This is a genomic window from Methylobacterium terricola, assembly GCF_006151805.1.
GTDB classification, from domain to species: Bacteria; Pseudomonadota; Alphaproteobacteria; order Rhizobiales; family Beijerinckiaceae; genus Methylobacterium; species Methylobacterium terricola.
This window is the reverse complement of record NZ_VDDA01000006.1, coordinates 40236-64993: the sequence shown is the minus strand read 5'-3', so window position 1 is coordinate 64993 and position 24758 is coordinate 40236. Positions and strand designations below refer to the sequence as shown.

Annotated in this window: 20 protein-coding genes and 2 tRNA genes; 5 read left to right on the top strand and 17 right to left on the bottom strand. The window is 72.0% G+C overall.

Annotated features, from left to right (window positions below; translation table 11 throughout):
- Positions 1 to 3: 3 nt before the first annotated feature.
- The 5 genes from FF100_RS15880 to FF100_RS15860 form a co-directional block, all read right to left on the bottom strand.
- Positions 4 to 1041, bottom strand: a complete 1038-nt coding sequence (locus FF100_RS15880) for a DNA polymerase III subunit delta' (protein WP_139036670.1) — start codon at positions 1039 to 1041, stop codon at positions 4 to 6.
- Positions 1031 to 1753: a dTMP kinase gene (tmk, locus tag FF100_RS15875; RefSeq protein ID WP_139036669.1), complete on the bottom strand. Its 723-nt coding sequence runs from the start codon at positions 1751 to 1753 to the stop codon at positions 1031 to 1033. The genes FF100_RS15880 and tmk overlap by 11 nt, the downstream gene beginning before the upstream one ends.
- Complete coding sequence (locus FF100_RS15870; RefSeq protein WP_139036668.1) at positions 1750 to 2970, bottom strand: D-alanyl-D-alanine carboxypeptidase family protein; 1221 nt, start codon at positions 2968 to 2970, stop codon at positions 1750 to 1752. The genes tmk and FF100_RS15870 overlap by 4 nt, the downstream gene beginning before the upstream one ends.
- Before the next feature lie 266 nt (positions 2971 to 3236).
- Complete coding sequence (locus FF100_RS15865) at positions 3237 to 4412, bottom strand: septal ring lytic transglycosylase RlpA family protein (protein ID WP_246102110.1); 1176 nt, start codon at positions 4410 to 4412, stop codon at positions 3237 to 3239.
- A 247-nt stretch (positions 4413 to 4659) separates the two neighbouring features.
- A complete protein-coding gene (locus FF100_RS15860; RefSeq protein WP_139036666.1) occupies positions 4660 to 7806 on the bottom strand; it encodes an efflux RND transporter permease subunit in 3147 nt (1048 codons plus the stop codon).
- 225 nt (positions 7807 to 8031) lie between these two features.
- On the opposite strand from FF100_RS15860, the gene FF100_RS15855 reads away from it, so the two are divergent.
- Together FF100_RS15855 and FF100_RS15850 are read left to right on the top strand one after the other, a co-directional pair.
- Positions 8032 to 9318: an efflux RND transporter periplasmic adaptor subunit gene (locus FF100_RS15855; protein ID WP_139036665.1), complete on the top strand. Its 1287-nt coding sequence runs from the start codon at positions 8032 to 8034 to the stop codon at positions 9316 to 9318.
- 221 nt (positions 9319 to 9539) lie between these two features.
- A complete protein-coding gene (locus FF100_RS15850; RefSeq protein WP_139036664.1) occupies positions 9540 to 10007 on the top strand; it encodes a hypothetical protein in 468 nt (155 codons plus the stop codon).
- On the opposite strand, the gene FF100_RS15845 is transcribed toward FF100_RS15850, so the two are convergent.
- From FF100_RS15845 to FF100_RS15815, 7 genes are all read right to left on the bottom strand, one after another.
- Entirely contained in the window at positions 9995 to 10720 is a 726-nt protein-coding gene (locus FF100_RS15845) for a DUF2459 domain-containing protein (RefSeq protein ID WP_139036663.1), read from the bottom strand. The genes FF100_RS15850 and FF100_RS15845 overlap by 13 nt on opposite strands.
- Positions 10721 to 10724: 4 nt before the next feature.
- The gene (locus FF100_RS15840) at positions 10725 to 10961 is read right to left on the bottom strand and encodes a DUF2283 domain-containing protein (RefSeq protein ID WP_139036662.1); all 237 of its coding nucleotides are present in this window, start codon (positions 10959 to 10961) and stop codon (positions 10725 to 10727) included.
- 177 nt (positions 10962 to 11138) lie between these two features.
- Positions 11139 to 13850 carry a valine--tRNA ligase gene (locus tag FF100_RS15835; RefSeq protein WP_139036661.1) on the bottom strand — a complete coding sequence of 904 codons (2712 nt, stop codon included), beginning with the start codon at positions 13848 to 13850 and terminating at the stop codon, positions 11139 to 11141.
- A 198-nt stretch (positions 13851 to 14048) separates the two neighbouring features.
- Positions 14049 to 14720 (bottom strand): PopZ family protein, encoded by a 672-nt coding sequence (locus FF100_RS15830; RefSeq protein ID WP_246102109.1) that lies wholly within the window; start codon positions 14718 to 14720, stop codon positions 14049 to 14051.
- 128 nt (positions 14721 to 14848) lie between these two features.
- A complete protein-coding gene (locus FF100_RS15825) occupies positions 14849 to 16258 on the bottom strand; it encodes a TolC family outer membrane protein (RefSeq protein WP_139036660.1) in 1410 nt (469 codons plus the stop codon).
- 530 nt (positions 16259 to 16788) lie between these two features.
- Positions 16789 to 17442 (bottom strand): protein-L-isoaspartate O-methyltransferase family protein, encoded by a 654-nt coding sequence (locus FF100_RS15820; RefSeq protein WP_139036659.1) that lies wholly within the window; start codon positions 17440 to 17442, stop codon positions 16789 to 16791.
- A gap of 175 nt (positions 17443 to 17617) precedes the next feature.
- A tRNA-Cys gene (locus FF100_RS15815) sits at positions 17618 to 17691 on the bottom strand.
- Between the two features lie 227 nt (positions 17692 to 17918).
- Between FF100_RS15815 and FF100_RS15810 the strand changes: the two genes are divergently transcribed.
- Both FF100_RS15810 and FF100_RS15805 read left to right on the top strand, forming a co-directional pair.
- A tRNA-Asn gene (locus FF100_RS15810) sits at positions 17919 to 17994 on the top strand.
- 215 nt (positions 17995 to 18209) lie between these two features.
- Entirely contained in the window at positions 18210 to 18386 is a 177-nt protein-coding gene (locus FF100_RS15805) for a DUF1328 domain-containing protein (RefSeq protein WP_048431004.1), read from the top strand.
- A 79-nt stretch (positions 18387 to 18465) separates the two neighbouring features.
- Here the strand turns inward: FF100_RS15805 and FF100_RS15800 are convergent, their stop codons facing one another.
- Complete coding sequence (locus FF100_RS15800) at positions 18466 to 18669, bottom strand: hypothetical protein (RefSeq protein ID WP_139036658.1); 204 nt, start codon at positions 18667 to 18669, stop codon at positions 18466 to 18468.
- Between the two features lie 499 nt (positions 18670 to 19168).
- On the opposite strand from FF100_RS15800, the gene sseA reads away from it, so the two are divergent.
- A complete protein-coding gene (gene sseA, locus FF100_RS15795) occupies positions 19169 to 20011 on the top strand; it encodes a 3-mercaptopyruvate sulfurtransferase (RefSeq protein WP_139036657.1) in 843 nt (280 codons plus the stop codon).
- A 177-nt stretch (positions 20012 to 20188) separates the two neighbouring features.
- Here the strand turns inward: sseA and FF100_RS15790 are convergent, their stop codons facing one another.
- The 4 genes from FF100_RS15790 to FF100_RS15775 all read right to left on the bottom strand — a co-directional run bounded on the left by FF100_RS15790 (position 20189) and on the right by FF100_RS15775 (position 24511).
- Complete coding sequence (locus FF100_RS15790) at positions 20189 to 21025, bottom strand: amino acid ABC transporter ATP-binding protein (protein WP_139036656.1); 837 nt, start codon at positions 21023 to 21025, stop codon at positions 20189 to 20191.
- Between the two features lie 8 nt (positions 21026 to 21033).
- Positions 21034 to 22200, bottom strand: a complete 1167-nt coding sequence (locus FF100_RS15785) for an amino acid ABC transporter permease (protein ID WP_139036655.1) — start codon at positions 22198 to 22200, stop codon at positions 21034 to 21036.
- Positions 22201 to 22208: 8 nt separating this feature from the next.
- Positions 22209 to 23420 (bottom strand): amino acid ABC transporter permease, encoded by a 1212-nt coding sequence (locus FF100_RS15780; protein WP_139036654.1) that lies wholly within the window; start codon positions 23418 to 23420, stop codon positions 22209 to 22211.
- A 68-nt stretch (positions 23421 to 23488) separates the two neighbouring features.
- Positions 23489 to 24511 carry an amino acid ABC transporter substrate-binding protein gene (locus tag FF100_RS15775; RefSeq protein ID WP_139036653.1) on the bottom strand — a complete coding sequence of 341 codons (1023 nt, stop codon included), beginning with the start codon at positions 24509 to 24511 and terminating at the stop codon, positions 23489 to 23491.
- Positions 24512 to 24758 lie beyond the last annotated feature (247 nt).

The following is a 24758-nucleotide window of genomic DNA, read 5'->3' as shown; positions in this document are numbered from 1 at the left end:
CGCTCAGGCGCCGAACAGCGACAGCACCACCGGCCGCCGGTCGAGGTTGTAGACCTGCGCCTCGCGGGCGGCCTTGGCGGCGCGCTCGGCGGCGTCGGCGAGCGCCGCGAGGCGGGCCGGCGGCTCGCCCTGGCGCTCCTCGATGGCGGCGGCGAGCCGCCGCTGCACCGTGTCGAGGGCGGCGGCGTAGAGCCCGTCGGCGTCGCGGCCGGCGAGCCGCTCGGCGAGCTTCAGGGCCCGGCGCCAATCCGGCCGGTCGCCCTGCGCCAGGAGCGCCTCGACCTCGTCGACCACCGCGAGGGTGTCGGGATCGAGGAGGTCGAGGGCGCGGGCGACCGAGCCCTCGCTCAAGGATGCCGCCCGCTCGATCAAGGCCGGCGGATGACCGGCCTGGGGGGGGCTAAGCCCGTGCAGCACCTGCGCCACGGTCCCGGCGGTGAGCGGCTTCAAGGTCAGGCGGCGGCAGCGCGAGCGGATCGTCGGCAGGAGGCGGCCGGGGGCGTGGCTGACGATCAGGAACAGCGAGCGCGGCGGCGGCTCCTCGATCACCTTGAGGAGGGCGTTGGCGCTGGCGAGGTTCAGCTCGTCGGCGCAGTCGACGATGCAGATCCGGTAGCCCGCGTCGGCCGAGGTGGCGGCGAAGAGGTGGAGCGCGCGGCGCGCCGCGTCGACGCCGATCTGGGTCGGGATCGTCTTGGAGCCGGGCGCCTTCTGGCGCCGCAGCAGCACGAGGTTCGGATGGGCGAGACCTGCGACCTGCCGCGCCACCGTGTGGCCGGGCGGCAGCGCCAGGCTGTCGGGCGTGCCCTGCCCGTCGCCGCGGGCGAGCAGGTGACGGGCGACCCGGAAGGCGAGCGTCGCCTTGCCGATGCCCTTCGGCCCGCCGATCAGCCAGGCATGGTGCAGCCGCCCGGCGCCGATCGCCTCGCGGAACGCGCGCTCGGCGGCCTCCTGGCCGACGAGGTCCTGGCGCTCGCGCGGGCGCGGCACGCCCGGGATCTCGCCGATCTCGAGCTCGTCGTCCCCTCTCTCAGGCGGCATCGGCGGCTCCGCGGGCGAGGTGCGGCAGCCGCGCGGCCACCGCCTGGCGGATCGCCTGGGCGACGCTCTCCGGGGTGCCGCGCGCGTCGATGACCGCGCAGCGCGCCGGCTCGGCCTCGGCGATGGCGAGGAAAGCCGCCCGCAGGCGCTGGTGGAACGCCAGGGCCTCGGCCTCGAACCGGTCGGGCCCGCGGGCGGCGGCGCGGTCGCGCTGGCGGGCCCGGGCGAGGCCGGCCTCCGGCGGCAGGTCGAGGATCAGGGTCAGGTCCGGCCGGGTCGTGCCGACCACCACCCGCTCCAGGGCGGCCAGCGTCTCCGCATCGACCCCGCCTGCGGCGCCCTGGTAGGCCCGGGTCGAGTCGCTGAAGCGGTCGCACAGGACCACGGCGCCGCGGGCGAGGCTCGGGCGGATCAGGGTGGCGAGGTGGTCGAGGCGGGCGGCGGCGAACATCAGCGCCTCGGCGAAGGGGCCGTAGGGCTTGGCGACGCCCGACAGCACCGCGGCGCGGATCCGCTCGGCCCGGGGCGAGCCGCCGGGCTCGCGGGTGGTCACCACCTCCCAGCTAGGCTGGGCCCTGCTTGCCTCGCTCCCGCCATCGGTGCGCAGCCAGGCGGCGAGCCGGGCGATCTGGGTCGACTTGCCGGCGCCCTCGCCGCCCTCGAAGGTGATGAAGCAGCCGGCACGCCCGGCCGGCAGGGGGGCGCCCGTCACGACTTGCTGGTGATCCGGCTGAGGGCCTGGCGGAACCAGCCGGTGCCGACCTCGAGCGCGGCGTCGAGGGCGCGCTGGGTCATGGTGCCGGCCGGGACCGATTCGGCGGTGTAGAGCGGCATGTCGAGCACCACCTGCTCGCCGCGGGTGACCTTGAGCCGGCCGACCTCGCGCCCCTCCTCCACCGGCGCGGCCAGCGGGCCCTGGTAGGTGGCGCGCGCCACCAGCCGGTCGCTGTTGCCCCGCGGCAGAAGCAGCCGCACCGGCTTCTTCGTGACGAGCGGCACCCGGCCCTTCTCGGCGCCGTAGGTCTCGGCCTCGGCCACGGTCTCGCCGGCATTGAAGATCTGGCGCGCCTCGAACGCGCGAAAGCCCCATTCGAGCAGCTTGCGCGATTCCGCGGCCCGGTCGCGGGCGGTCTTGAGGCCGCTCACCACCAGGACCAGGCGCTGGCCGTTCTGCACCGCCGAGCCGGTCAGGCCGTACCCGGATTCCTCGAGGTAGCCGGTCTTCAGCCCGTCGGCGCCGATGTCGAGGGTCAGCAGCGGGTTGCGGTTCTGCTGTCGGATCTTGTTCCAGGTGAATTCGCGCTCGGCGAACAGCTTGTACTGCTCGGGATAGGCCTCGATCAGGTGGATGGCGAGCTTCGCCATGTCCCGGGCCGTCACCTTCTGGTCGGGCGCCGAGTAGCCGGTGGCGTTGCGGAAGGTCGAGCGCTCGAGCCCGATCTCCTTCGCGTGCCGGTTCATGATCTGGGAAAAATTGTCCTCGGTGCCGGCGACGCCCTCGGCCGCCGCGATCGCCGCGTCGTTGCCGGACTGGACCACGATGCCGCGTAGGAGGTCGGGCAGCTTCACCTTGCTGTTGAGCTGGGCGAACATCGACGAGCCGCCGCCGCCCGCGCCGCCGCGGCGCCAGGCATTCTCGCTGATGGTGAACTCGGTGTCGGGGCCGAGCTTGCCCTTGCGCATCTCGTCGAAGAGCACCTCGACGGTCATCAGCTTGGCCATGCTGGCGGGCGAGAACGGCTCGTCGGCGCCCTTCTCGAACAGCACCGCGCCGGTATCGGCGTCGATCAGGATCGCGTGCGGCGCGAGTGTCTGGAACGCTTGCGCCCGCGCGCCGGAGGCCGCGACGGCGGCTCCGAGGATGGCTGCCAGAGCCAGACCCGCGGCGCGGCGCGCGAGCGCCCTGCCCGCTCCGGTGGTCGCTGTCACACGCAACTCCTCAACCGCTCGCAATCCCGGCCGACCGGGAGACCCAGACCACTCTGCCGCCCCGCTTGGCGGTGCGCAACCGCGCCGGTGCCGCAGTGCGGGAGGGGGAACCGTTTTCGACGCAGGGTTGATCGCCGTCCGGCCTCCTCGGCCTCATCCGACCGCTGTCTCGACCGCGTCGTCATCCCGGCGCCGCGCAGCGGAGCCCGGACCGACCAGGAGGGTGGATGGTCCGTCGAGAGAACGGGCGGGCGCGAGACCCGCCCTCAATACATCCCCGCCACCTTCGAGCGCGGCGCCATCCCGGGCCTGCGGCCGGTCTCCTTCGCGTCCTCCCGGTCGCCCTTCTGGGCGCCGGCGAGGCGCAGCGGCGGCGCGATCGGAGCTGGGCCGCCCTTCGCCACGACGGTGGTGCGCGGGGCCTTGGTCGGCATCGCGGCGGCGTGCATCGCCTGGGCGAGCGAGGCGCGGTCCGGCGCCGAATGGCCCGCATAGGCCAGGGCCTGGCTCGGCGGCGCGGGCTTGCGCGCGACGGCGACCGACGGCTTCGCCGCGTGGGCCGCGGCGAGGCCCGGGTTCAGGCCCTCGACGGCGGCGATCCGCATCGGCGCCGCGGCCGGCGGGTGGACCGGTGCGCGCGGCGCCTCGGCGACCCGGACCGGCGCCGGGCGGCGGACCTCCGGCGCGTCCTCGGCCTCGGCGACCTGCACCGGGGCGACGACCCGCGGCCGCTCGACGATCGGGCGCACCGGCTCCGGTTCGGGCCGGCGGAAGGCGAAGGGCTTCGCGTCGTCCCCGGCATCCGCCACCATGATGTTGGCGCCCATCGGCGAGCCGGCGGGCGTGCCGTCGGTGCGTAAGGTCGCCATCAGCTTGCGGTCGTCGCTGCCGCCGACCGAGGCCTTGCCGACATATTCCACGCGGACCTTGGTTGTGCCGCGGCGGCGGAAATCCAACGCCTCGGCCACCGCCTGCGACACGTCCATCAGCCGGTCGGCGTGGTAGGGCCCGCGGTCGTTGACCCGCACCACCATCGAGTGGCCGTTCGCCAGGTTGGTGACCCGGGCATAGCTCGGCAGCGGCAGGGTCGGATGGGCGGCGGCGACCGAGAAGCGGTCGAAGATCTCGCCGTTGGCGGTCTGGCGGCCGTGGAAGGCGGTGCCGTACCAGGAGGCCAGGCCCTCGCGCACGTAGCCGCGGGCATCCTGGCGCGGCACGTAGGTGCGGCCGGCGACCACGTAGGGCTTGCCGGTCATCTGCCGGCCGCCGCCCTTCGGGATCTTGTCGTTCTCGCCGTAGAGCCGCGGGCTCGCGGCGACGCCGTATTTCGGATCGATGTCGCGACCGCCGCTCCGCATCGCCAGATTCTTGGGCGTCGGCCCGGCGCAATTCGCTGCCGCCAGCGCGATTCCCGCCACTGCGGCCCACCGCACGACCGGCATCGGCCGGAGGGCCCCCCGCTCCGTCGCCGGGCGCGGACGACCGCTCTTCGAAGATCCCGCCATCGACCCCTCGGATCCCCGTGCCGCCTGGGCCGCGCCCCCGCCCGGAGGGGCTGGGACGCGAGGCCTTGGGGCCGCACAGGGTTACGCTGCACTTGTGGAAGACCCTGCCGGCCTTGCGTAAATGAAAGCGTAACGGGGGTATTGGCGCGAGTCCCCTCCACCGCCGTCCACAGGCTTCCCGCGCCTACTCCGCCGGCTGCGGCGTTCCGGCGGGCCTTTTCTCGTCCGCGCGCCCGCGCTTGTCCACCAGCCGCTCCGCCGCGACGTAGAAGACCGGGGTGACGAACAGGGTGAGCAGGGTCGCGACGAGCAATCCGCCGATCACCACCGTGCCCATCGAGATCCGGGCATTGGCGCTGGCGCCGCTGGCGATGGCAAGCGGCACCGAGCCGAGGATGAAGGCAAACGAGGTCATCAGGATCGGCCGCATCCTGAGGCGCACCGCGTCCTGCGCGGCGGTGACCGCGTCCTCGCCCTTCGCCCGCAGGTCGCGGGCGAAGGAGACCAGGAGGATCGCGTTCTTGGCCGCGAGACCCACGAGGAGCAGCAGCCCGATCTGCCCGAAGATGTCGAGGGGCAGATCGCGCAAGGCGAGCGCGCCGACCGCGCCGAACAGCGCCAGCGGCGTCACCAGGATCACCACGAACGGCAGCCGCAGGCTCTCGTACTGGCCGGCGAGCAAGAGCACGATCATCACCACGCCGAGCCCGAAGATCAGCGGCGCCCAGCCGCCGGCGATCTTCTCCTGGTAGGCGACCTCGGTCCATTCGACCGCGTAGTCGGTCGGGAGCGCCGTCTCGGCCAGGCGCTCGACCGCCGCGATCGCCGCGCCGGAGCTCGCCGTGTCGGCGGTGTCGAGGGCGATCTCGATCGCCGGATAGGTATTGTAGGACAGGACCGCCGTCGGCCCGCTGACGAAGTGCGGCGTGACGAGGGAGCCGATCTGCACCGGCTCGCCACGGTTGTTCGGCACCGTCAGCCGCGCCAGGTCCTCGAAGCTCCGCCGGCCTTGCGACTCGCTCTGGACGTAGACCTGGTAGACGAAGCCGAACTTGTTGAACAAATTGACGAAGGACGAGCCGACATAGGTGCCGAGCGCGTCGAACAGCGATGACAGGCTGACGCCGAGCTGCTCGGCCTTGGCCCGGTCGATGTCGAGGCGCAGCTGCGGCACGCCGTAGCTCGTGGTGGCGGTGGCGCCGCCGATCTCGGGCAGCGTCTTCAATTGCGCGATGAAGCCCTCGGCGGTCTTGGCGAGCTTGAGCCCGCCCTCGCCGCTGCGATCCTGCAATTCGAGGGTCAGGCCGCCGCGGGAGCCGAGGCCCGGCAGCGGGGAAGGGTCGACGATGCGCAGCACCCCGTCCGGGTGGTTCTTGAACTGCCGGCGCAGGCGACCGATCACGTCGGTGACCGTCTCCTCGCGCTGGTCCCAGGGCTTCAGGGTCGGGATCTGGAAGCCGTAGAACGGCGCGGTGACGTCGGCCAGGATGCCGCGCCCGGCGACCCCGATGGTGCCGGCGGCCGAGGGCTGGCTAAGCACCGCACGCCCCACCTCCTCCACCATGGCGGCGGTGCGGCCGACCGAGGCGCCCTTCGGCATCGCGATGTCGGCGAAGAAGTAGCCCTGGTCCTCCTGCGGCACGAAGGCGCTCGGGCGGCTCGTCACCATCCAGGCGGTGAGGCCGGCAAAGACCAGAAAGACCAGGCCCGTGGCGATCAGGTGGCGCGACAGCCGTCCCGCCGAGCCGACCGTGAACCCCGTCGCCCGGTCGAGGACGGCGTTGAACCAGCGCAGGGGCGCCCGCCAGCGGCTCCGGTGCGCCGCTTCGTCGTGGGGCTTGAGCAGCAGGGCGCAGAGCGCCGGGGTGAGGGTGAGCGACACCAAAGCCGAGATCAGCACCGAGATCGCGATGGTGAGCGCGAACTGGTTGTAGAGCTGGCCCGTCAGCCCCGGGATGAACGCCACGGGCACGAACAGGGCGGCGAGCACCAGGGTGGTGGCGATGACCGGGCCCGCCACCTCGTTCACCGCCTCAGCCGCCGCCTCGCGGGGGTTCTTGCCCTCCGCCATCAGCCGCTCGGTGTTCTCGACCACGATGATCGCGTCGTCGACCACGAGCCCCACCGCCAGCACCAGGCCGAGCAGGCTCAAGGTGTTGAACGAGAAGCCGAGCGCCGCCATCGGCCCGAAGGTGCCGATCAGCGCCACCGGCACTGCGATCGCCGGGATCAGGGTCGCGCGCCAGTTCTGGAGGAACAGGTAGGTGATGACGACGACCAGCACGATCGCCTCGATCAGGGTCTTGACGACCTCGTGGATCGAGGCCTCGACGAACTCGGTGCGGTCGAGGGCGATCCGGTATTGCAGGCCCGGGGGAAAGCGCCTGGCCAGATCCTTCATCGTGGCGCGGACGCCCTTCATCACATCGACGGCGTTGGCCTCCGGATTCTGGAACAGGCCGAGCGAGGCGGCGGGCTTGTTGTCGTAGGTCGAGCGGCTGCCATACTGCTCCGAGCCGAGCTCGACCCGGCCGACGTCGCGGATGCGCACCACCGAGCCGTCGGGGTTGGCCCGGATCACGATGTCGGAGAATTCCCGCGGCTCGGTCAGCCGGCCCTTGGTGACGATCTGCAGCTCGAAGGCGGGCGCGTCGCGCACCGGCTCCTTGCCGAGCGAGCCCACGGTGATCTGGGCGTTCTGCTGCGACACCGCCTGGACGATCTGGCTCGGCCCGATGCCGAGCGATTCCATCCGGGCCGGGTCGAGCCAGACCCGCATCGCGTAGCGCTTGTTGGAGAAGTTGACGATGCGGCCCATGCCGGTGACCCGGCGCAGGGGCTTGATCACCTGGGTCTCGGCCCAGTTCGACAGGAACAGCTCGTCGTAGCGGTTGTCGTCGCTGTAGAGCACCACGTTGCCGAGGCGCTGGCGCGACGATTTCACGATCTCGAGACCCTGGTCGCGGACCGCCTGCGGCAGGCGCGATTCGGCGCGCTGGGCCCGGGTCAGCACGTCGGCGGCGGCCGCGTTGAGGTCGGAGCCGACCTCGAACGTCGCATCGAGGTTGACGCTGCCGTCGGCGTTGCTGGTCGAGCTGATGTAGATCAGGTCCTGCGCGCCGTTGATCTCCTGCTCGAGCGGGATCGCGATCGCCTCGTAGGCCTGCTGCGCCGTGGCGCCCGGATAGGTCGCCTGGATGTTGATGATCGGCGGCGCGATCTCGGGGAACTGGGCGATCGGCAGGGAGAAGCCCGCCACCGCCCCGATCAGCGTGATGAGGACCGAGATCACGCCCGCCAGGACGGGCCGGTCGACGAAGAAGGCGAACATCCCGGGTCCCGCTCGACCGCCCGCGAAACGGCCTGGGACCGACGCGGGGCCGGAGGGCCATCGGGACGGGAAGCGGGGCCTGCGACGGTAAGGTGAAAGCTCGCGTGCAACGCGACCGTGGTCGAGGGAGTTCCCCTCGAGAGACCATCCATGACCGCCCCGGGCGGCCCCGCTTCGGTGATCCGCCGACCGGGACCGGGCCCCGATCCGAAGGACACCCGCCTCGTGCGTGCAGGGATTCGCTACGGCCTCATCGGCCTGACCGCCGTCGCGGCCGGGGCCGGCCTGTGGTGGGGGCTCGGCCACCCGCTGCCCGCCGGGGTGTCGGGCGCCCTGCCCGGTCCCGTGGCAAAGGTCCTGGCGCCGCCGCCGGCGCCGAAGACGAAGCCCGAGGGCCCGGAATTCGACGTCGCGGTGGCGCGGGCCGCCACCGAGACCGTGCCGGTCGCCTTCTCGTATACCGGTACGGTGATCTCGCCGAAGGACGCCGCGCTCCAGCCCCGGGTCACCGGCGTGGTGGTGGAGCGGCCGTTCGAGCCCGGCGGCCACGTCAAGAAGGGGCAGGTGCTGTTCCGCATCGATCCGCGCCCGTTCGAGGTGGCGTTGCGCACGGCGGAAGCCCAGCGCGAGCAGGCGGTGGCGCAAGCCTCCTTCGCCGATGCCGAGGTCGACCGCACCCAGACGCTGGCCGACAAGGGCTACGCCTCCGAGCAGCGCTTCCAGCAGCTCGAGAGCAACCGCCAGGTCGCCCGCAGCCGGGTGCAGGAGGCCGAGGCCGCGATCGCGCGCCAGAAGCTCAACCTCGAATACGCGGTGATCCGCGCGCCCTTCGACGGGCGCTCCAGCCTGTCGGACGTCAATCTCGGCGATCACGTCAACGAGAACACCACCCAGCTCGTCAGCGTGGTCCAGGTCGATCCGATCGAGGTGCAGGTCGCGCTCTCGACCGAGGATTCGGAGGCCGTGCGCGCCGCGCTCAAGGAGGACCGCGCCTTCATCCAGACCCTGGACATCCAGGGCAAGCCGGAGCGCAAGGCGACGATCTACAAGCTCGACAACCGCTTCGATCCCCGCACCGCCCGCCGTCTGGTCCGGGCCTGGCTGCCCAATGCCGACGAGCGCTACCTGCCGGGCGAGTTCGTGCGCACCCGGGTGCAGGTCGGCACCGAGGAGCGCCTGCTGGTGCCGACGGTCGCCCTGTCGGCCCAGCTCGACCAGCGCATCGTCTGGCGCGTCGACGATCAGGGCAAGGTGGCGATGGCCCCGGTGACGACCGGCGAGGAGTTCGGCGACCGCACGGCGATCCTCAAGGGACTCAAGGCCGGCGACCGGATCGCCACCGACCACCTCCAGCTCCTGCGCCAGGACCAGCGGGTCGGGATCAAGCCGGAGGCTCGGGAGAGCGGCAAGGACGAGAGCAACAAGGACGGGAGCGGCAAGGACGGGAGCGGCAAGAATGCCCGGCAGGCGGCCAACGCTCCCGCCGACCCACCCGGCGATGCCGTGCGCTGACGCACGGCGTCAGAACTTGCTCCGAGGAAAGTCCGGACGCTACGGTTGGCGGGACGCCCCCGCCACGGCATGCGAGCGACCGGCCCCGTATGACTTCTTCCGAGACCGCGTCTCCCGAAGCCGCACGTTCCGAGGCTTCCGATCTTCCCGAGGCTGCGTCTCCCGAGGTGTCGCATCCGGCCGCGACGCCGGATGATGCCGAAGCGCCGGATTCGGCCGAGGTGGCGCCTCCGCCCGTGGCGGCGGCATCTCCCGGGGCCGCGCCGGGCGGTGCCCCCCGCTTCTCGGTCGTGACCGCCGGGCCGGACGAGGTCGAGCTGGTGGTGGCGTTCGGGCCGCGGGACTACGCGGTCCGGCTCGCCCCCGCCGAGGCGGCGGAACTCGGCCTCGCCTTGCTCGCCACCGCCTCGGTGGCGGCGGATGCGGCGCAGGACGTGCCGGCGGGCACGCGGGTGGAGAACTGCTTCTTCCCGGCCCTCGGCTGGACCGCCGGCGAGGTCGCCCCCGGCGTGCCGGCCCTGGCGCTCCGGCTCGCCGAGGGCACCGAGATCGCCTTCCAGTTCGACCGCGCCGCCGCCCGGGCCTGTGGCCGCGACCTCGCCCGCAGCGGCCGGGTGCCCTGGCGCCAGCGCCTGCGGCGCGCCTTGCAGCGCCGTGCCCCGATGCTCGCCGGTCCTCAGGGGGACTGAAGGGCCCCGCGCCACGCCAGATCGAGGACCAGCCCCCGCGGCAGGGTGTCGAGGAGCGGCGTCATCGGCAGGCCGGCGTCGTGGAGGAGCCCGGCGCTCCAGTGGTTGCAGACGTTATGCAGGCCGAAACGCCCCTCCGCCGCGTAGAACAGGCTCGGGCCGTAGAGGCCGGGCCCCAGGATCACCGGATGGCCGTCGCGCGCGGTGACGGCGCGGCCGAGGGCGGCGGCGAGCCGGTCGAAGCCCGCCCGCGACAGCCGCAAGGTCACGATCTCGGCGCCCGGAAAGGCGGCCTCGGGCGAGGCCGCGACCCCGACCACGTGCAGCACCGCCGGGCGCCCGCCCGGGGTGAACAGCGCCCGGAGCGCCAGCCGCCAGTCGAGGGCGTCGAGCGTCGGCACGGCGCGGTAGAAACCGGCATCGCCCCACCCGATCTCGAGCGCCGGATAGGCGCGAAAGCGCTCGACGACCTCGACGAGCGCCCCGTCCGCGGCCTCGGCCGCTGCCCGGGCCAGGTCCGCGCGCGGCAGCAGCAGGCCGGAATGCCACGCCTGGGCGACGAGCCGCACCGTGACCGTCTCGGCGCCGGGCGCCGGCGGGTAGAGGCCCGGGTCGCCGGGCCGGGCGGTGAGCCAGGCCGCCGACGCGAGGGCGAGCGCGAGAGTGAGGACGAGGAGAGCCGCCCACCGGACGATGCGCGGGAGGCGGCGCAACGCTTCAGGCCGCCTCGGCGAGCCGCCGCAGGTCCTGGTCGGCCGCCAGCCGCCGGTCCGAGGCGCCGCGGATCTCGATTCCCGCCACGGTGCCGGCCTCGTCGTCGGTGACGACGATCCCCGGCCGCACCTCCCGGCTCGCCGCCACCGCCGCAGCGGTGACGCGCACGGACAGCATGTCGGTCGCTGTGTCGTAGCGGGCCGTCGCGGCGCGGGCGGCGGTGGCTGTCTTCGGGCTCATGCCTATGCGGATGCTCGGGCGGGGTGCGACGGGGCGCCTCTCAAACGCGCACAGGGCCGCCCGGTCTTGAGCCGGACGCCGCGCGGGCGCTTCGCCCCCGACGGTCGTTCTGTCTTGGAACGTGCTCCGGTGCGGGCGATCCGCGCCCGCACCGGAGGGCCGTCTGGAGGCCGGGCGTCAGCCCTGGAGCCGGGTCAGCGCCTCGCGCACCTTCTCGCGGCGGGCGAGTCCTGCGTCGCGGCGCTCGCGCTGCTCCTCCACCACCTCCTCGGGGGCGCGGGCGAGGAAGTCGGCATTGCCGAGCTTGGCGTCGATCTTTCCGATCTCGCCGTCGAGCTTGGCCTCCTCCTTCTTCAACCGCGCCACCTCGGCGGCGAGGTCGACCACGCCCTCGAGCGGCAGGGCCGCGACCTCGCCGCGCACGATCAGCTGCACGGCGTTGCGCGGGCTCGCCTCCACGATCTCGATCGCGGCGATGCGGCCCAGCCGCCGCACGGTGTCGCCCCAGCGGGCGACGCGCTCGCGCACCGCCGCGCTCGGGGCCACCAGCACCAGGGGAATCTGGGCGCCGGCCGGCACGTTCGTCTCCGAGCGGGCCGAGCGGATCTCCGACACCAGGTCGACGACCCAGCCGATCTCGGCCTCGGCCTCGGGCTTCGCCAGCGCACCGAGATCCGGCCAGGCGGCGAGCGCCAGAAGCCCGCGCGTGATCCCGGCCTCGCGCGCCTTCGTCGCCCACAATTCCTCGGTGAGGAACGGCATGAACGGGTGCAGCAGCACGCAGATCTGGTCGATGAGGGTGGCGATCGTCCGGCGCGTCTCCTCCTTCGCCGGCCCGTCCTCGCCCTGGAGCACGGGCTTGGCCAGTTCGAGGTACCAGTCGCAGAAGACGTTCCAGACGAAGCGGTAGGCGGCGTTGGCGGCGTCGTTGAAGCGGTAGGCCTCGATCGCCGCGGTCACCTCGGCGACCGCGCGGGCGGCCTCGCCGAGCGCCCAGGCGTTCAGCGTCTGGGTCACGCCCGACGGGGCGAAGGCCGGATCGAGCCGGCAGCCGTTCATCTCGGCGAAGCGGGCGGCGTTCCAGAGCTTCGTGGCGAAGTTCCGGTAGCCCTCGACGCGCTGCACCGAGAGCTTGATGTCGCGTCCCTGCGCCGCCATGGCGGCCAGGGTGAAGCGCAGGGCGTCGGCGCCGTAGCGGTCGACGAGGTCGAGGGGATCGACCACGTTGCCCTTGGACTTCGACATCTTGGCGCCCTTCTCGTCGCGGACGAGGGCGTGGATGTAGACGGTCCGGAACGGCACCTCGTCCAGCGCGTGAAGGCCGAGCATCATCATCCTGGCGACCCAGAAGAAGATGATGTCGAAGCCGGTCACGAGCGCGCTGGTCGGGTAGTAGCGCGACAATTCCGGCGTGGCGTCGGGCCAGCCCAGCGTCGAGAACGGCCACAGGCCGGACGAGAACCAGGTGTCGAGCACGTCCTCGTCGCGGCGCAAGGTCACCGGGCGGCCGTGCTTCGCGGCGGCCTGGGCCAGGGCCTCCTCCTCGCTGGCCGCGACGAAGCAGTGGCCCTCCGGGTCGTACCAGGCCGGGATCTGGTGGCCCCACCACAGCTGGCGCGAGATGCACCACGGCTCGATGTTCTCGAGCCACTGGAAGTAGGTCTTCTCGTAGGTCTCGGGCACGAAGCGGGTGCGGCCGTCGCGCACCGCCTGCAGCGCCCGCTCGGCCAGCGGCTTGACGTTCACGTACCACTGGTCGGTCAGGTAGGGCTCGATCACCACGCCCGAGCGGTCGCCGTGCGGGACCGCATGGGTGTTGGACTCGATGGTCACGAGCCGGCCGCGCGCCTCCATCAGGGCGACGACCGCCTCGCGGGCCTTGAAGCGGTCGAGGCCGTGCAGCGCCAGGGCCTCGGGCTCCGGGCTCGAACCTTCCAGGAATTCCGCGTTGCCCTCGAGGCTTATGCGGGCTTCCTCATCCAGGACATTGATCTGGGCGAGCCCGTGCCGGCGGCCGACCTCGAAGTCGTTGAAGTCGTGGGCCGGGGTGATCTTGACCGCGCCGGTGCCCTTCTCGGGGTCGGAATACTCGTCGGCGACGATCGGGATCAGGCGGCCGACCAGCGGCAGGCGCAGGCGCATGCCGACCAGCGCCCGGTAGCGCTCGTCCTCGGGGTGCACGGCGACCGCGGTGTCGCCCAGCATCGTCTCGGGCCGGGTCGTCGCGACCGTGATGGTCTCGCCGGTCTCGTGGCCCGCCTCGTCGACGACCGGGTAGGCGAAGTGCCAGAGATGACCCTTCACCTCGAGCTGCTGCACCTCGAGGTCGGAGATCGCGGTCTGGAACTTCGGGTCCCAGTTCACCAGGCGCTTGTCGCGGTAGATCAGGCCTTGCGCGTGCAGGTCGACGAAGACCTTCAGGACGGCCTTCGACAGGCCCTCGTCCATGGTGAAGCGCTCCCGCGACCAGTCGCAGGAGGCGCCGAGGCGCTTGAGCTGGTTGACGATGGTGCCGCCCGATTCCGCCTTCCACTCCCAGACCCGGCGGACGAACTCCGCCCGGCCCAAGGAGCGCCGGTCGGGCTGCTGCTGCTCCATCAGGCGGCGCTCGACCACCATCTGGGTGGCGATGCCGGCGTGATCGGTGCCGGGCTGCCACAGCACGTCCTTGCCGCGCAGGCGCTCGAAGCGGGCGAGCACGTCCTGCAGCGTGTTGTTGAGGGCGTGGCCCATATGCAGCGAGCCCGTCACGTTCGGCGGCGGGATCATGATGCTGTAGGGCTCGGCGCCGGCGCGGTCCGGGCGCCCGGCCCGGAAGGCCTGCGCCTCCTCCCACTCGGCGGCGATGCGCGCCTCGACGGCGGCGGGATCGAAGGTCTTGTCCATCATCGCTGACACAGCCACTCGCACGGCGCCGCCTCGGGTCGCGGCCTCGAGGGCGCGTCCCGCCGGCGGACGATGGCCCCGGGGCGCCGGGACCAGAAACGAACGAGGCCGGCCGCGTGAGCGACCGGCCCCCGAGCCCGCTTTCAAGCGGACCCGCACCGTTCCGTCAACTGGAGCCGGCCAGGATTGACCCGCCCGGGCTCACCGCCCTCTCGCGACGCGCTCGATCTCGGCGCGGACCAGGCGCTCGACCAGGACCGGCAGGTTGTCGTCGAGCCAGGATTTCAGCATCGGCCGCAACATGTCCTGCACCAGGTCCTCGATGGTGCGGGCGTTGCGGGTCATCACCGTGCTCGCCAGAAGGTCGAAGGCGTGCGTGACGGTGGCGTCGGTCGCCTGCGACAGGAGCCGGTCCTCGACGCTCGGGCGCGGCGGCTCCGGCGGCGGCGCCGCGGCCTTCGGGGGCTCGGGCGGCAGGGGAGCGGCCTTCACCGGCTCCGGCTCGATCTCGATGGCGTCGAAATCCATCGGCTCGTCGCGGAAGGCGATCTCCGACATCGCGTCGAACTGGTCGTCGAAGCGCGGCGCCGGCTCCGGCTTCGGCGGGGTCTTCGCAGCCGGCTCGGGCTTCGGCGCAGGGGCCGGGGCGGGAGCCGGCTTGGGCGCGGGCTTCGGCAGCGGGGCCGCGATCCCGGCGAGGTCGAGCACGTCGTCCTCCGGCTCGGGATCCGGCACCGCCACGGGGCGCGACCCGGCGGCGGGCGGCTCGGCCGGCTTCTGGTCGTCGGCGATGATGCGGCGGATGGAGGCGAGGATCTCCTCCATCGAGGGTTCCTGCGTCTTATCCTGCGTCTTGGGGCTCGCGGCGCTCATCCGGCTCAACGCTCGAGTGCAGAGGATCGGGGGGTCGTACTACGCAGTATTCCACAGGGCGCGCCCCGCACAAGCGAGGCGGCCCGCAACTCACAGGGAGCCGCTCGGGCCACCGGTGGCCGCCGCGTTCAGCGGCCGTCCGGCGTGCGTACGCCGTACCACAGATCCTTGACTTGATCGTAATGCTGCTTGGCGCTGTACTGCGCCACCGGCACGGCGATGAAGCGGGTGGTGAGGCGGCCGACGGTCTGCACCACCTGGTAGGAGCCCACCACCCGGTCGCGCTGGGCGGCGATCAGGCTGACGCGGGCGGTCAGCAACTCCTGCTGGGCGTTCAGCACGTCGAGGGTCGTGCGCTGGCCGACCCGGGCCTCCTCGCGCACGCCGTTCAGCGCCACCTCGTTGGCCTGGACCTGGGCCTGCGAGGCGATGACGCGGGCCTTGGCCGCCTCGAGGGCGCCCCAGGCGGTGACGATGCCGGCGCGGACCTGGTCGCGGGTGAATTCGGCCTGGAGCCGGGCCTGGCCGACCTGCTCCTTGGCCTGGCGGATCTGCGCGTATTCGGCGCCGCCCTGGTAGAGCGGGACCGAGAGCTGGCCGATGATCGAGCCCGCGAAGTAGCGCGTGCCGGCGATCTGCTGGTCGAGGGTCTGCGCCGCGTTGCCGGTGATGGTCGCCGTCGGGTAGAGCGATGATTCGGCGATCTTCACCTGCGCCTCCGCCGCGTCGACGGCGTGGAGGGCGGACAGGATCGCCGGATGCTCGGCAAGGCCGATATCGACCGCGGCCGTGAGCGTGCTCGGCACGTAGCGGTCGATCGGGCGCCCGGGGGCGAGCTGGCGCGGCTCGACGCCGATCACCTGCCGGAAGGTCGCGATGCTGGTGCGCAGGTTCGCCTCGGCCAGGCTGACCTGGGCCCGGGCGCCGGCCAGCCGCGCCTCGGCCTGGGCGACGTCGGTGCGGGTGACCTCGCCGACGTTGAAGCGGTCGCGGGTTTGGCGGAGCTGCTCCTCCAGCACCTCGACGTTGTTGCGGTTGAGCTCCAGCGTGGCGGTGTCCGCCAGCACGTTCATGTAGGCCTGCGCTGCCGTGAACAGCGTCTGCATCTCGGTGTTGCGCAGGGTCTCACGGCCGCCCAGCACCTGCGATTCGGCCTGACGGGTCTGGTTGTCGGTCCGAAAGCCGTTGAACAGGGTCTGCTGCACGCCGATGCCGACGGAGCGCGGATAGAGGGTTTCCTGCCCGCCACCGCCGCCTGCGGCCGCCAGGGCGCTGAGCTTGCCCGAGATGTACGACACGCCGGCGCTCGCCGAGCCGGTGACGGTCGGACGGTAGCCCGCCAGGGCGCGGGGCACGTTCTCGTCGGTGGCGCGCTGGCCGGCGCGCTGCGCGTTGAGTGTCGGGTTGCCCGCATAGGCCCGCGCGAGCGCGCTCTCCAGGGTTTCCGCGGCCGCGCCCTGGCCCGCCATGGCGAGCGCCATGGCGGCGAACCCGCCCAGCCGAAGCCCGCGGAACGCCCGAGTTCCTGTGTCAGTCACGCCTGTCTACCCTGTGCGGCTAGCCCACAAGACCGTCTCTGCACCGCGGGGCGGCGGAGCCGGTTCGTATATCGCTGTGCCCACCTCGAGCGGGACCTTAGCCGAGGGCGGTTCCGGGAGCACCGCCCCCGGACTGTGGACGGCTGTGTTTGACCACCAGTGCCGCAAAAAAGCGACAGGTGTCTCTGGGGAAATCGAGGGGTGCGGCCCGGCGCCGGGGGGTGATTCGCGCCCGGGCCCGGGCCGGGCCGCGGCGGGGTCGGCGCACCCTGCAAGCCATTGATGAAGGAAGTGCTTCCGCGGGGCGCGGCGTCGTGCCCGCCCGGTGCGCTCGCCCCGTCCATCCGGCCTAGGCCGGTGCCGCGGGCCGATGGGTCGGCGGATCGGGCGCCGCCGACAATACCAGGCGCCAAGGAAATTCCGCTCCGGATTGGCGGCCCGGCGCGACCGGCGCCGCCGTCCTTCGACGGAAGGCCTACCTCTTTCGAGGGTGGCGTCGGCGCGGGGATGTCGGCCGCGCCCGACGGCGGTCAGAACGCGAAGCCGGTCTCGACCGCGAAGGCGCGCAGCGGCGGCAGGGTGGCGTCGAAGAGCGGGCGCGAGCCGAAGGCGTCGCCGGAGCGCACCCACAGGGTCGCCTTGGCCGGACGGCCCTGTCCCTGGACGCAGGCCAGGCGGCCGCCATCGGCGAGCTGGTCCAGCAGGGCTTGCGGGCGCCGCTCGACCTGGCCCTCGACCAGGATCGCGTCGTAGGGGCCGTGGCCGGCCGCCCCCTTGTCGAGCGGGCCGGTCTCGACGGTGACGCCGCTCCCCAAGGCCTCGCCGGCCGAAGCGGCGAGGCCGGGAAGCGATTCGAGGGCGACGACCTCGACGCCGAGGCGGCGCAGGATCGCGGCGCCGTAGCCGAGGCCCGACCCGACATCGAGGACGCGGTGGCCGGGCTTGAGGCTGAGCGCCTGGATCAGGCGCGCCAGCACCATCGGGGCCGGCATGAAGCGGGTCTCGCCGGCCTCGGTCCCGACCGCCTGGGGCTGGTCGATATAGGCGAAGGCCGCGCGGTCCGCCGGCAGGAACCGCTCGCGCGGGACGGCGTCGAATGCGTCGAGGAGCGCGATGTCGGTCACGTCGAACGTGCGGAGCTGGCAATCGACCATGAGGCGGCGCGCTTGCGCGTAGTCGAGCATGAACGTCTCTGGGGAGCTTGAGCGACGGTCAAGCCGTCGGGCGACGCGGTTGTGGTGGATCCCCGGCCAAAAGGCAAGGATCGGAGACCGGCGCTCGACCGCGCGTCACGCTGCGTCACGTCTCGGCCGGGCACTCGCGCCGGCCTGATCGGAATTGTGCTGGATCAAGGAAAGATGGAGGCCTCGCCCGGAATCGAACCGGGGTGCAAGGATTTGCAGTCCTCTGCGTAACCACTCCGCCACGAGGCCATCCGGGTCGGCGTCAGCCGACGATCGGGCGTGCCTGGCTCTCCGAGCCGGCTGCGCCGTCTCCCCGGCATCGGGCGGACAACCCGGGGACGAGGGCTCTCTAGCAGAGCCCGCCCCGGCTCCGCAACAGGATCCGGCGGCAAAAACCGCGATCCGCGACAGGAATGGAGCCGGCTCGCGAAACCCCTTGCGCCCCCTGCCCGCCTCGGCTAGATGTGCCGCCGCGATCCCCGATAGCTCAGTTGGTAGAGCAGGCGACTGTTAATCGCCTTGTCGCAGGTTCGAGTCCTGCTCGGGGAGCCATTCCCTCCCGCACAATATTGAAGTCCAGATGCGCCGCCCGCCCAGGGCCGGCGCTCGTCGCGCGTGGCGAGGGTCTCACGGCCGGCAACCGGCTTTCATCCGAAAAAATCCGCGGAACCTGTCGTGGGGTCCGGCGGTTTCTCGTTCAACTTGCTGCAACGCTTCTCTGCACGGCGCCGCGAAGCAATCCAGCAGCCTTCGAACGGGAGTTTCCAATGATCGGCTGGGCCATTACCTTCCTCGTCGTCGCCCTCGTCGCGGCTCTGCTGGGCTTCGGCGGCATCGCCGGCACCGCCATGGAGGCGGCCAAGATCGTGTTCTTCGTGGCGATCGTGCTGTTCGCCGTCTCGGCGATCTTCGGCCTGATGCGCGGCCGCTCGCCCCGGATCTGACGCACCGCACCAGCGGCGGGCCCGGCAGGGCCCGCCTCCCCGATCGAGGCGGCCGTCAAGGCCGCCTTTTTCTTTGGCGTCAGGCCTCGGCGGCGCGCCGCAGGCCGTCGGACGGCACCGGCACCAGGCGCGGCCGTGCCCGGCGCGGTACCAGCCGGTGCACGGTCGCGGAGGGCGGCGGCGTGCGGGCGGAGAGGAGGATCGCTGCGGCGAGGTAGCCGAGGGAGGAGACCTCGATCCGGTCGGGCCGGATCGGCCATTCGAAGCGGGCCGTGGCGTTCATCGCACCCTCCCTGTCCCGCGCGGCAACCCGCGCCCGTCGCCCGAGGCGACCGCCCCGCGACGTCCGGCCGGGGCCGCATCGCGCGCGGATCCCCGCTCGGTCCAGCGCCGCGGACGGGCGGGCCAGGCAGCCCTCGGAGTCTCACTGCCTGGCCCGTCGACCACGCCCGGCCGTGCAAGGGAGAGTGGACACGGCGGGTGCAGTGAACGGTGCGTCGCAAGCGCCGTGCCAAGCATGAGGCCAGGCATCGTGCGTGGCGCGACGGCGACGGCGGATGACGCGACGGGCATCGGGGCGGCCTCTCGCGGGGGACGGACACTCCCGTTCTAGGCACGCCGCGCCGCAGCCTCGACATCATACGATAGGGGCTGCCCGGTCCGGCGCGGCCGTACCGGTGCGCGAAACCCCGCTTTCGCGCCCGGACGGGTGGCGGCAACGCCTGGAATTCGGGCAGAATGCACCAGATGGGCGTCAGAGCCCCTTTCGGAGACACACAGGCATGTCGATCGGCCCCTTCGTCACGGCGGACTGGCTCGCAGAGCGGCTCGCGGCGCCCGACATCGTCGTGCTCGACGGCTCCTGGTACCTGCCGGCGATGGGGCGGGACGCGGAGTCCGAGTTCCGCGCCGGTCATATCCCGGGGGCGATCCGCTTCGACATCGACGCGGTGCGCGACGAGGCGAGCGCCCTGCCCCACATGCTCCCGTCCCCGGAGGCCTTCGCCTCGCGGATGCGCCAGATGGGCATCGGCGACGGCATGACGGTGGTGGTCTATGACGGGATGGGCCTGTTCTCCGCCCCGCGGGTGCGCTGGACCCTGAAGGCGTTCGGCGCCCGCGACGTCGCGATCCTCGAGGGCGGGTTCCCGGCCTGGGTCGCCGGCGGGCATCCGGTCGAGGAGGGCGAGGCCGGCCCGCGCGACCGTCGCCACTTCACCGCCCGCCTCGACCACTCCGCGGTGGCCAATGTCGGCGACGTGCAGCGGGCGCTCGCCGGCCAGGCCCAGGTGGTCGATGCCCGCTCTGCGGCCCGCTTCGCCGGCGAGGAGGCGGAGCCCCGCCCCGGCGTGCGCCCGGGCCACATGCCCGGCGCGCTGAACCTGCATTACGGCGCGCTCCAGGAGAACGGCCGGCTCAAGGACGAGGCGTCCCTGCGCGAGGCGGTGGCCCGGGCCGGCATCGACCTCGACCGCCCGGTCGTCACCACCTGCGGCTCCGGCGTCACCGCGGCGATCGTCGCCGTCGCCCTCGAGACCCTGGGACGGCCGCCCCGCGCCCTCTACGACGGCTCGTGGTCGGAATGGGGCGCGCGGGAGGACTTGCCGGTGGCCACGGGGCGGTAGAGCCGGGGCTGTCCCCTCTGCGACTGCGCAGGGCTGATCGTGCGCATCCGCCTCTCCCCGCGAGAAGCCGGGCTTGCCCGACGTCGTCCATTGCTTGCAGATCCCGGACGAGCCCGGGATCTGTCGGGGAGAGGTGGACGCCGGCGCTTGGCCTGATTTGTGCGGGTCCCCGGGCCCTCAATGCAGGATCTGGCTCAGGAACAGCCGGGTCCGCTCGTGCTGCGGCGCGCGGAAGAACGCGTCCGGAGTGTTCGATTCGACGATCTGGCCCTCGTCCATGAAGATCACCCGGTCGGCGACCTGGCGGGCGAAGCCCATCTCGTGGGTGACGCAGAGCATCGTCATGCCCTCGTCGGCCAGCCCCACCATGGTGTCGAGCACCTCCTTGACCATCTCGGGATCCAGCGCCGAGGTCGGCTCGTCGAACAGCATGATCTTGGGCGCCATGCAGAGCGAGCGGGCGATCGCCACGCGCTGCTGCTGGCCGCCCGAGAGCTGGCCCGGATACTTGTGCGCCTGGTTCGGGATCTTCACCCGGGTCAGGTAGCGCATGGCGATCGCCTCGGCCTCGGCCTTCGGCATCTTCTTCACCCAGATCGGCGCCAGCGTGCAGTTCTCGAGCACGGTGAGGTGCGGGAACAGGTTGAAGTGCTGGAACACCATGCCGACCTCGCGGCGGATCTCGTCGATCCGCTTGAGGTCGTTGGTGAGCTCGATGCCGTCGACGACGATGCGCCCGGCCTGGTGCTCCTCCAGGCGGTTGATGCAGCGGATCAGGGTCGACTTGCCGGAGCCCGAGGGACCGCAGATCACGATCCGTTCGCCCTTGCGCACCGTCAGGTCGACGTCGCGCAGGACGTGGAAGGCGCCGTACCACTTGTTGACCCGTTCCAGCGACACCGCGGTCGGCGCGCTGGCGAGCCGCGTCGCCGAGGTGTTGCGGGGCGCGAGGTCCGGATCGGCCTCGGGCAAGGGAACGGAGGCTGTCGGGGTCGGGACGGGGGAGGAAGCCATCGGGGATCTCACCGTGTCTGGCCCGCCGCGAGCCGCCGCTCCATGAAGCGGGCGTAGCGCGACATGCCGAAGCAGAAGACGAAGTAGAACAGGGCTGCGAAGGCGTAGCCGGTCATCACCACCGTCGGTGCCGCCCAGGCCGGATCGACCCGGGCCGATTCGATCGTGCGGATGAAGTCGAAGATGCCGACGATCGAGACGAGGCTGGTGTCCTTGAACAGTGCGATGAAGCTGTTGACGATGCCCGGGATCACGATCCGCAGGGCCTGCGGCAGGATGATCAGGCGCATCCGGTGCCAGGGGCTGAGCCCTAACGACATCGCCCCCTCGGTCTGGCCGCGGGGGATCGCCTGAAGGCCGCCGCGCACCACCTCGGCCATGTAGGCCGCCGAGAACAGCGCGATGCCGACGAGCGGCCGCACCAGCCGGTCGACCGTCACGTCGCCGGGCAGGAACAACGGCAGCATCACGTTGGCCATGAACAGCACGGTGATCAGCGGCACGCCGCGCCAGAACTCGATGAAGATGACGCAGAACAGCCGCACGATCGGCAGGCGCGAGCGCCGCCCGAGGGCCAGCAGGATGCCGAGCGGCAGCGAGGCGACGATGCCGACGAGCGACACGAGCAGCGTCACCAGCATCCCGCCCCACAGGGAGGTCGGCACGGACGGCAGCCCGAGCACCGGCACCCCGGCGAGCAGCCCGTAGGAGAGAACCGGGAACACGACGAAGAAGTAGAGCGCCCCCCACGCGCGCTTCGGCGCGTCGAGCCACAGCATCCAGCCGACCCCGAACGCCATCAGGACGAAGAACACGTTCGGCCGCCAGCGCTCCTCGATCGGGTACGAGCCGTAGATGAAGTAGTTGATCTTGTTCGCCACGAAGGCCCAGCAGGCGCCGACAGGCCGGCCGATCACCTCGGGCCGGCAGGCATCGCGGTTCTCGCCGGTCCAGACCGCGTCGATCACCAGGAAGCGCAGCAGTGGCGGTACCACGAGCGCGATGACCGCGAGCGCCGCGAGCGTCATCGCGGCGTTGGCGGGGCTGGAGAAGAGGTTCTGGCGCAGCCAGGCGAGCGGCCCGGCCACCAGCGAGGGCGGGGGCGCGGCGGGCACCGCCTCGCGGCGGACGAAGGTGAGCGGCTGGGCTCCGGCGGTCATCGGTCCGGCGGTCATCGTGTGCCTCACCGCTCGATCAGCGCGACGCGCCGGTTGTAGAGGTTCATCGCGAAGGCGGTGACGAGGCTGATCGTCAGGTACACCGCCATGGTGATCGCCACCACTTCCACCGCCTGCCCGGTCTGGTTCAGCACCGTGCCCATGAAGACCTGGACGAGGTCGGGATAGCCGATGGCGACGGCCAGCGACGAGTTCTTGGTCAGGTTCAGGAACTGGCTGGTCAGCGGCGGCACGATCACCCGCATCGCCTGCGGGATCACCACCAGCCGCATGGTCGGGCCGGGCTGCAGGCCCAAGGCGCGGGCCGCCTCGGTCTGGCCCTTGTTGACCGCCTGGATGCCGGCCCGCACCACCTCGGCGATGAAGGCCGCGGTGTAGACGGTGAGCCCGAGGACGAGCGCGACGAATTCCGGGTAGAGCTGCATCCCGCCGCGCAGGTTGAAGGTTCCCTTCACCGGATAGTCGAGCGCCACCGGGGCGATGCCCATCAGCGCCAGCACCCCGTAGGTGAGGAGCGGCAGGCCGAGGATCAGCGCCAGCCCGACCGCCGGCACCGGCAGGCGCCGGCCGGTCCGCGCCTGCTCGCGCTTCGCGTGCGCCCGGAACACCAGGGTGCCGACGATGCCGAGGACGAGGGCGATCGGCAGCGCCCAGGCATCGGCCGCCAGCAGGGGCTTGGGCAGGTAGAGGCCGCGCTGGTTGAGGAAGACCGAGGTGCCGAGCGCGTAGGAATCGCGTGCCCCCGGCAGGCTCGCCAGCACCGCGACGTACCAGAACAGCAATTGCAGCAGGAGCGGGATGTTGCGCAGAACCTCGACATAGACCGTGGCGAGCGTGCGCACGATCCAGTTCGGCGACAGCCGCGCCACGCCGACGACGAAGCCGAGCAGGGTCGCCAGCACGATGCCGATCGCCGCCACCATCAGGGTGTTGGTGAGGCCGACCAGGAAGGCGGTGCCGTAGGTGGAGGTCGCGGCGGCGAAGGGGATCACCGTCTGGTTGACGTCGAACCCGGCGGTGTTGTTGAGGAAGCCGAAGCCTGAGGCGACGCGGGCGTTGCGCAGGTTCTCGGCCGCGTTGCCGATCGCGATCCAGGCCACCCCCCCGACCGCCACGAGCAGCAGGATCTGGTAGGCGGCCCCGCGGAAGCGGGGATCGTAGAGGGGCGAGACCCGGGGCGGGCCGGGCGGCGCATCGGCCGGAAGCTGCGTCGGCAAGGGGCGTGCTCGCGTCTTGTGATGAAGGGAGCGGCGCCCGGGTGGCCCGGGCGCCGCTCGTCACGATGTCAGCGGATCGGCGGGCCGTATTGCAGGCCGCCCTTCGACCACAGGGCGTTGAGGCCGCGCTGGATCTTCAGGGGCGAGCCCATGCCGACGTTGCGCTCGAACACCTCGCCGTAATTGCCGACGAGCTTGACGATCCGGAAGGCCCAGTCGTTGGTCAGCCCGAGATCGGCGCCGTACTTGCCCTCGGTGCCGAGGATGCGCTTGACGTCCGGGTTGTCGGTCGATTTCGCCATCTGGTCGACGTTGCCCTGCGTGATGCCGGCCTCCTCGGCGTTCAGCATCGCGTAGTGGGTCCAGCGGACGATGTCGGCCCACTGGGCGTCGCCCTGGCGCACCGCCGGCGCGAGCGGCTCCTTCGAGATGATCTCGGGCAGCACGATGTTGTCGTCGGGGGCCGAGGCGCGCAGGCGCTCGGCGTAGAGGCCCGAGGCGTCGGTGGTGAAGGCGTCGCAGCGGCCGGAATCGTAGGCCTTGAAGGTCTCGTCGGCGCTGGCGAAGGCCACCACCTCGTACTTCATCTTGTTGGCGCGGAAGTAGTCGGCCAGGTTCAGCTCGGTGGTGGTGCCCTGCTGGGTGCAGACCGAGGCGCCGTCGAGCTGCTTGGCCGAGGTGATGCCGAGCTTCTTCTTCACCATGAAGCCTTGGCCGTCGTAGTAGTTGACGGCCGGGAAGTCGAGCCCGAGGGCCGTGTCGCGCGACATCGTCCAGGTGGTGTTGCGCGACAGGACATCGACCTCGCCCGACTGGAGCGCCGTGAAGCGGTCCTTGGCCGAGAGCGGGATGAAGCGGACCTTGCTGACGTCGTTGAAGATCGCCGCGGACAGGGCCCGGCAGAAATCGACGTCGAGACCGGTCCAGCGCCCCTGCGCGTCCGGCACGCCGAAGCCGGCCAGCCCCGGGTTGGAGCCGCAGGAGATGTAGCCCTTCTGCTTGATGCTGTTCAGCGTCCCTTGGGCCTGGGCGGCGCCCGCCAGCAGGGTGGCACCGAGCCCGAAGGCCAGGGTCGCGACGATGTTCTTCATGGGGTCTCGGATCTCCCGTTCCGGTCGCGGCGCCCTTGAAGCCGCCGTCCGTCTGCTCAAGCACGGACACTGCCTAAGCAAGAGGCATTCCAAGCGAAGCGGGCTGCCCGGTCAAGGGGTTGGCGCGATAGACGAACAGACTAGGCAGGCCTGCCGCGGGGGCGGCGAAGCGCCCACGGTCGGGCTTGACGTCGGAGCGCGGCCCGGGATGTGCTCCGCGCCGGTTTCCCGAACGCCGTTCGCCACG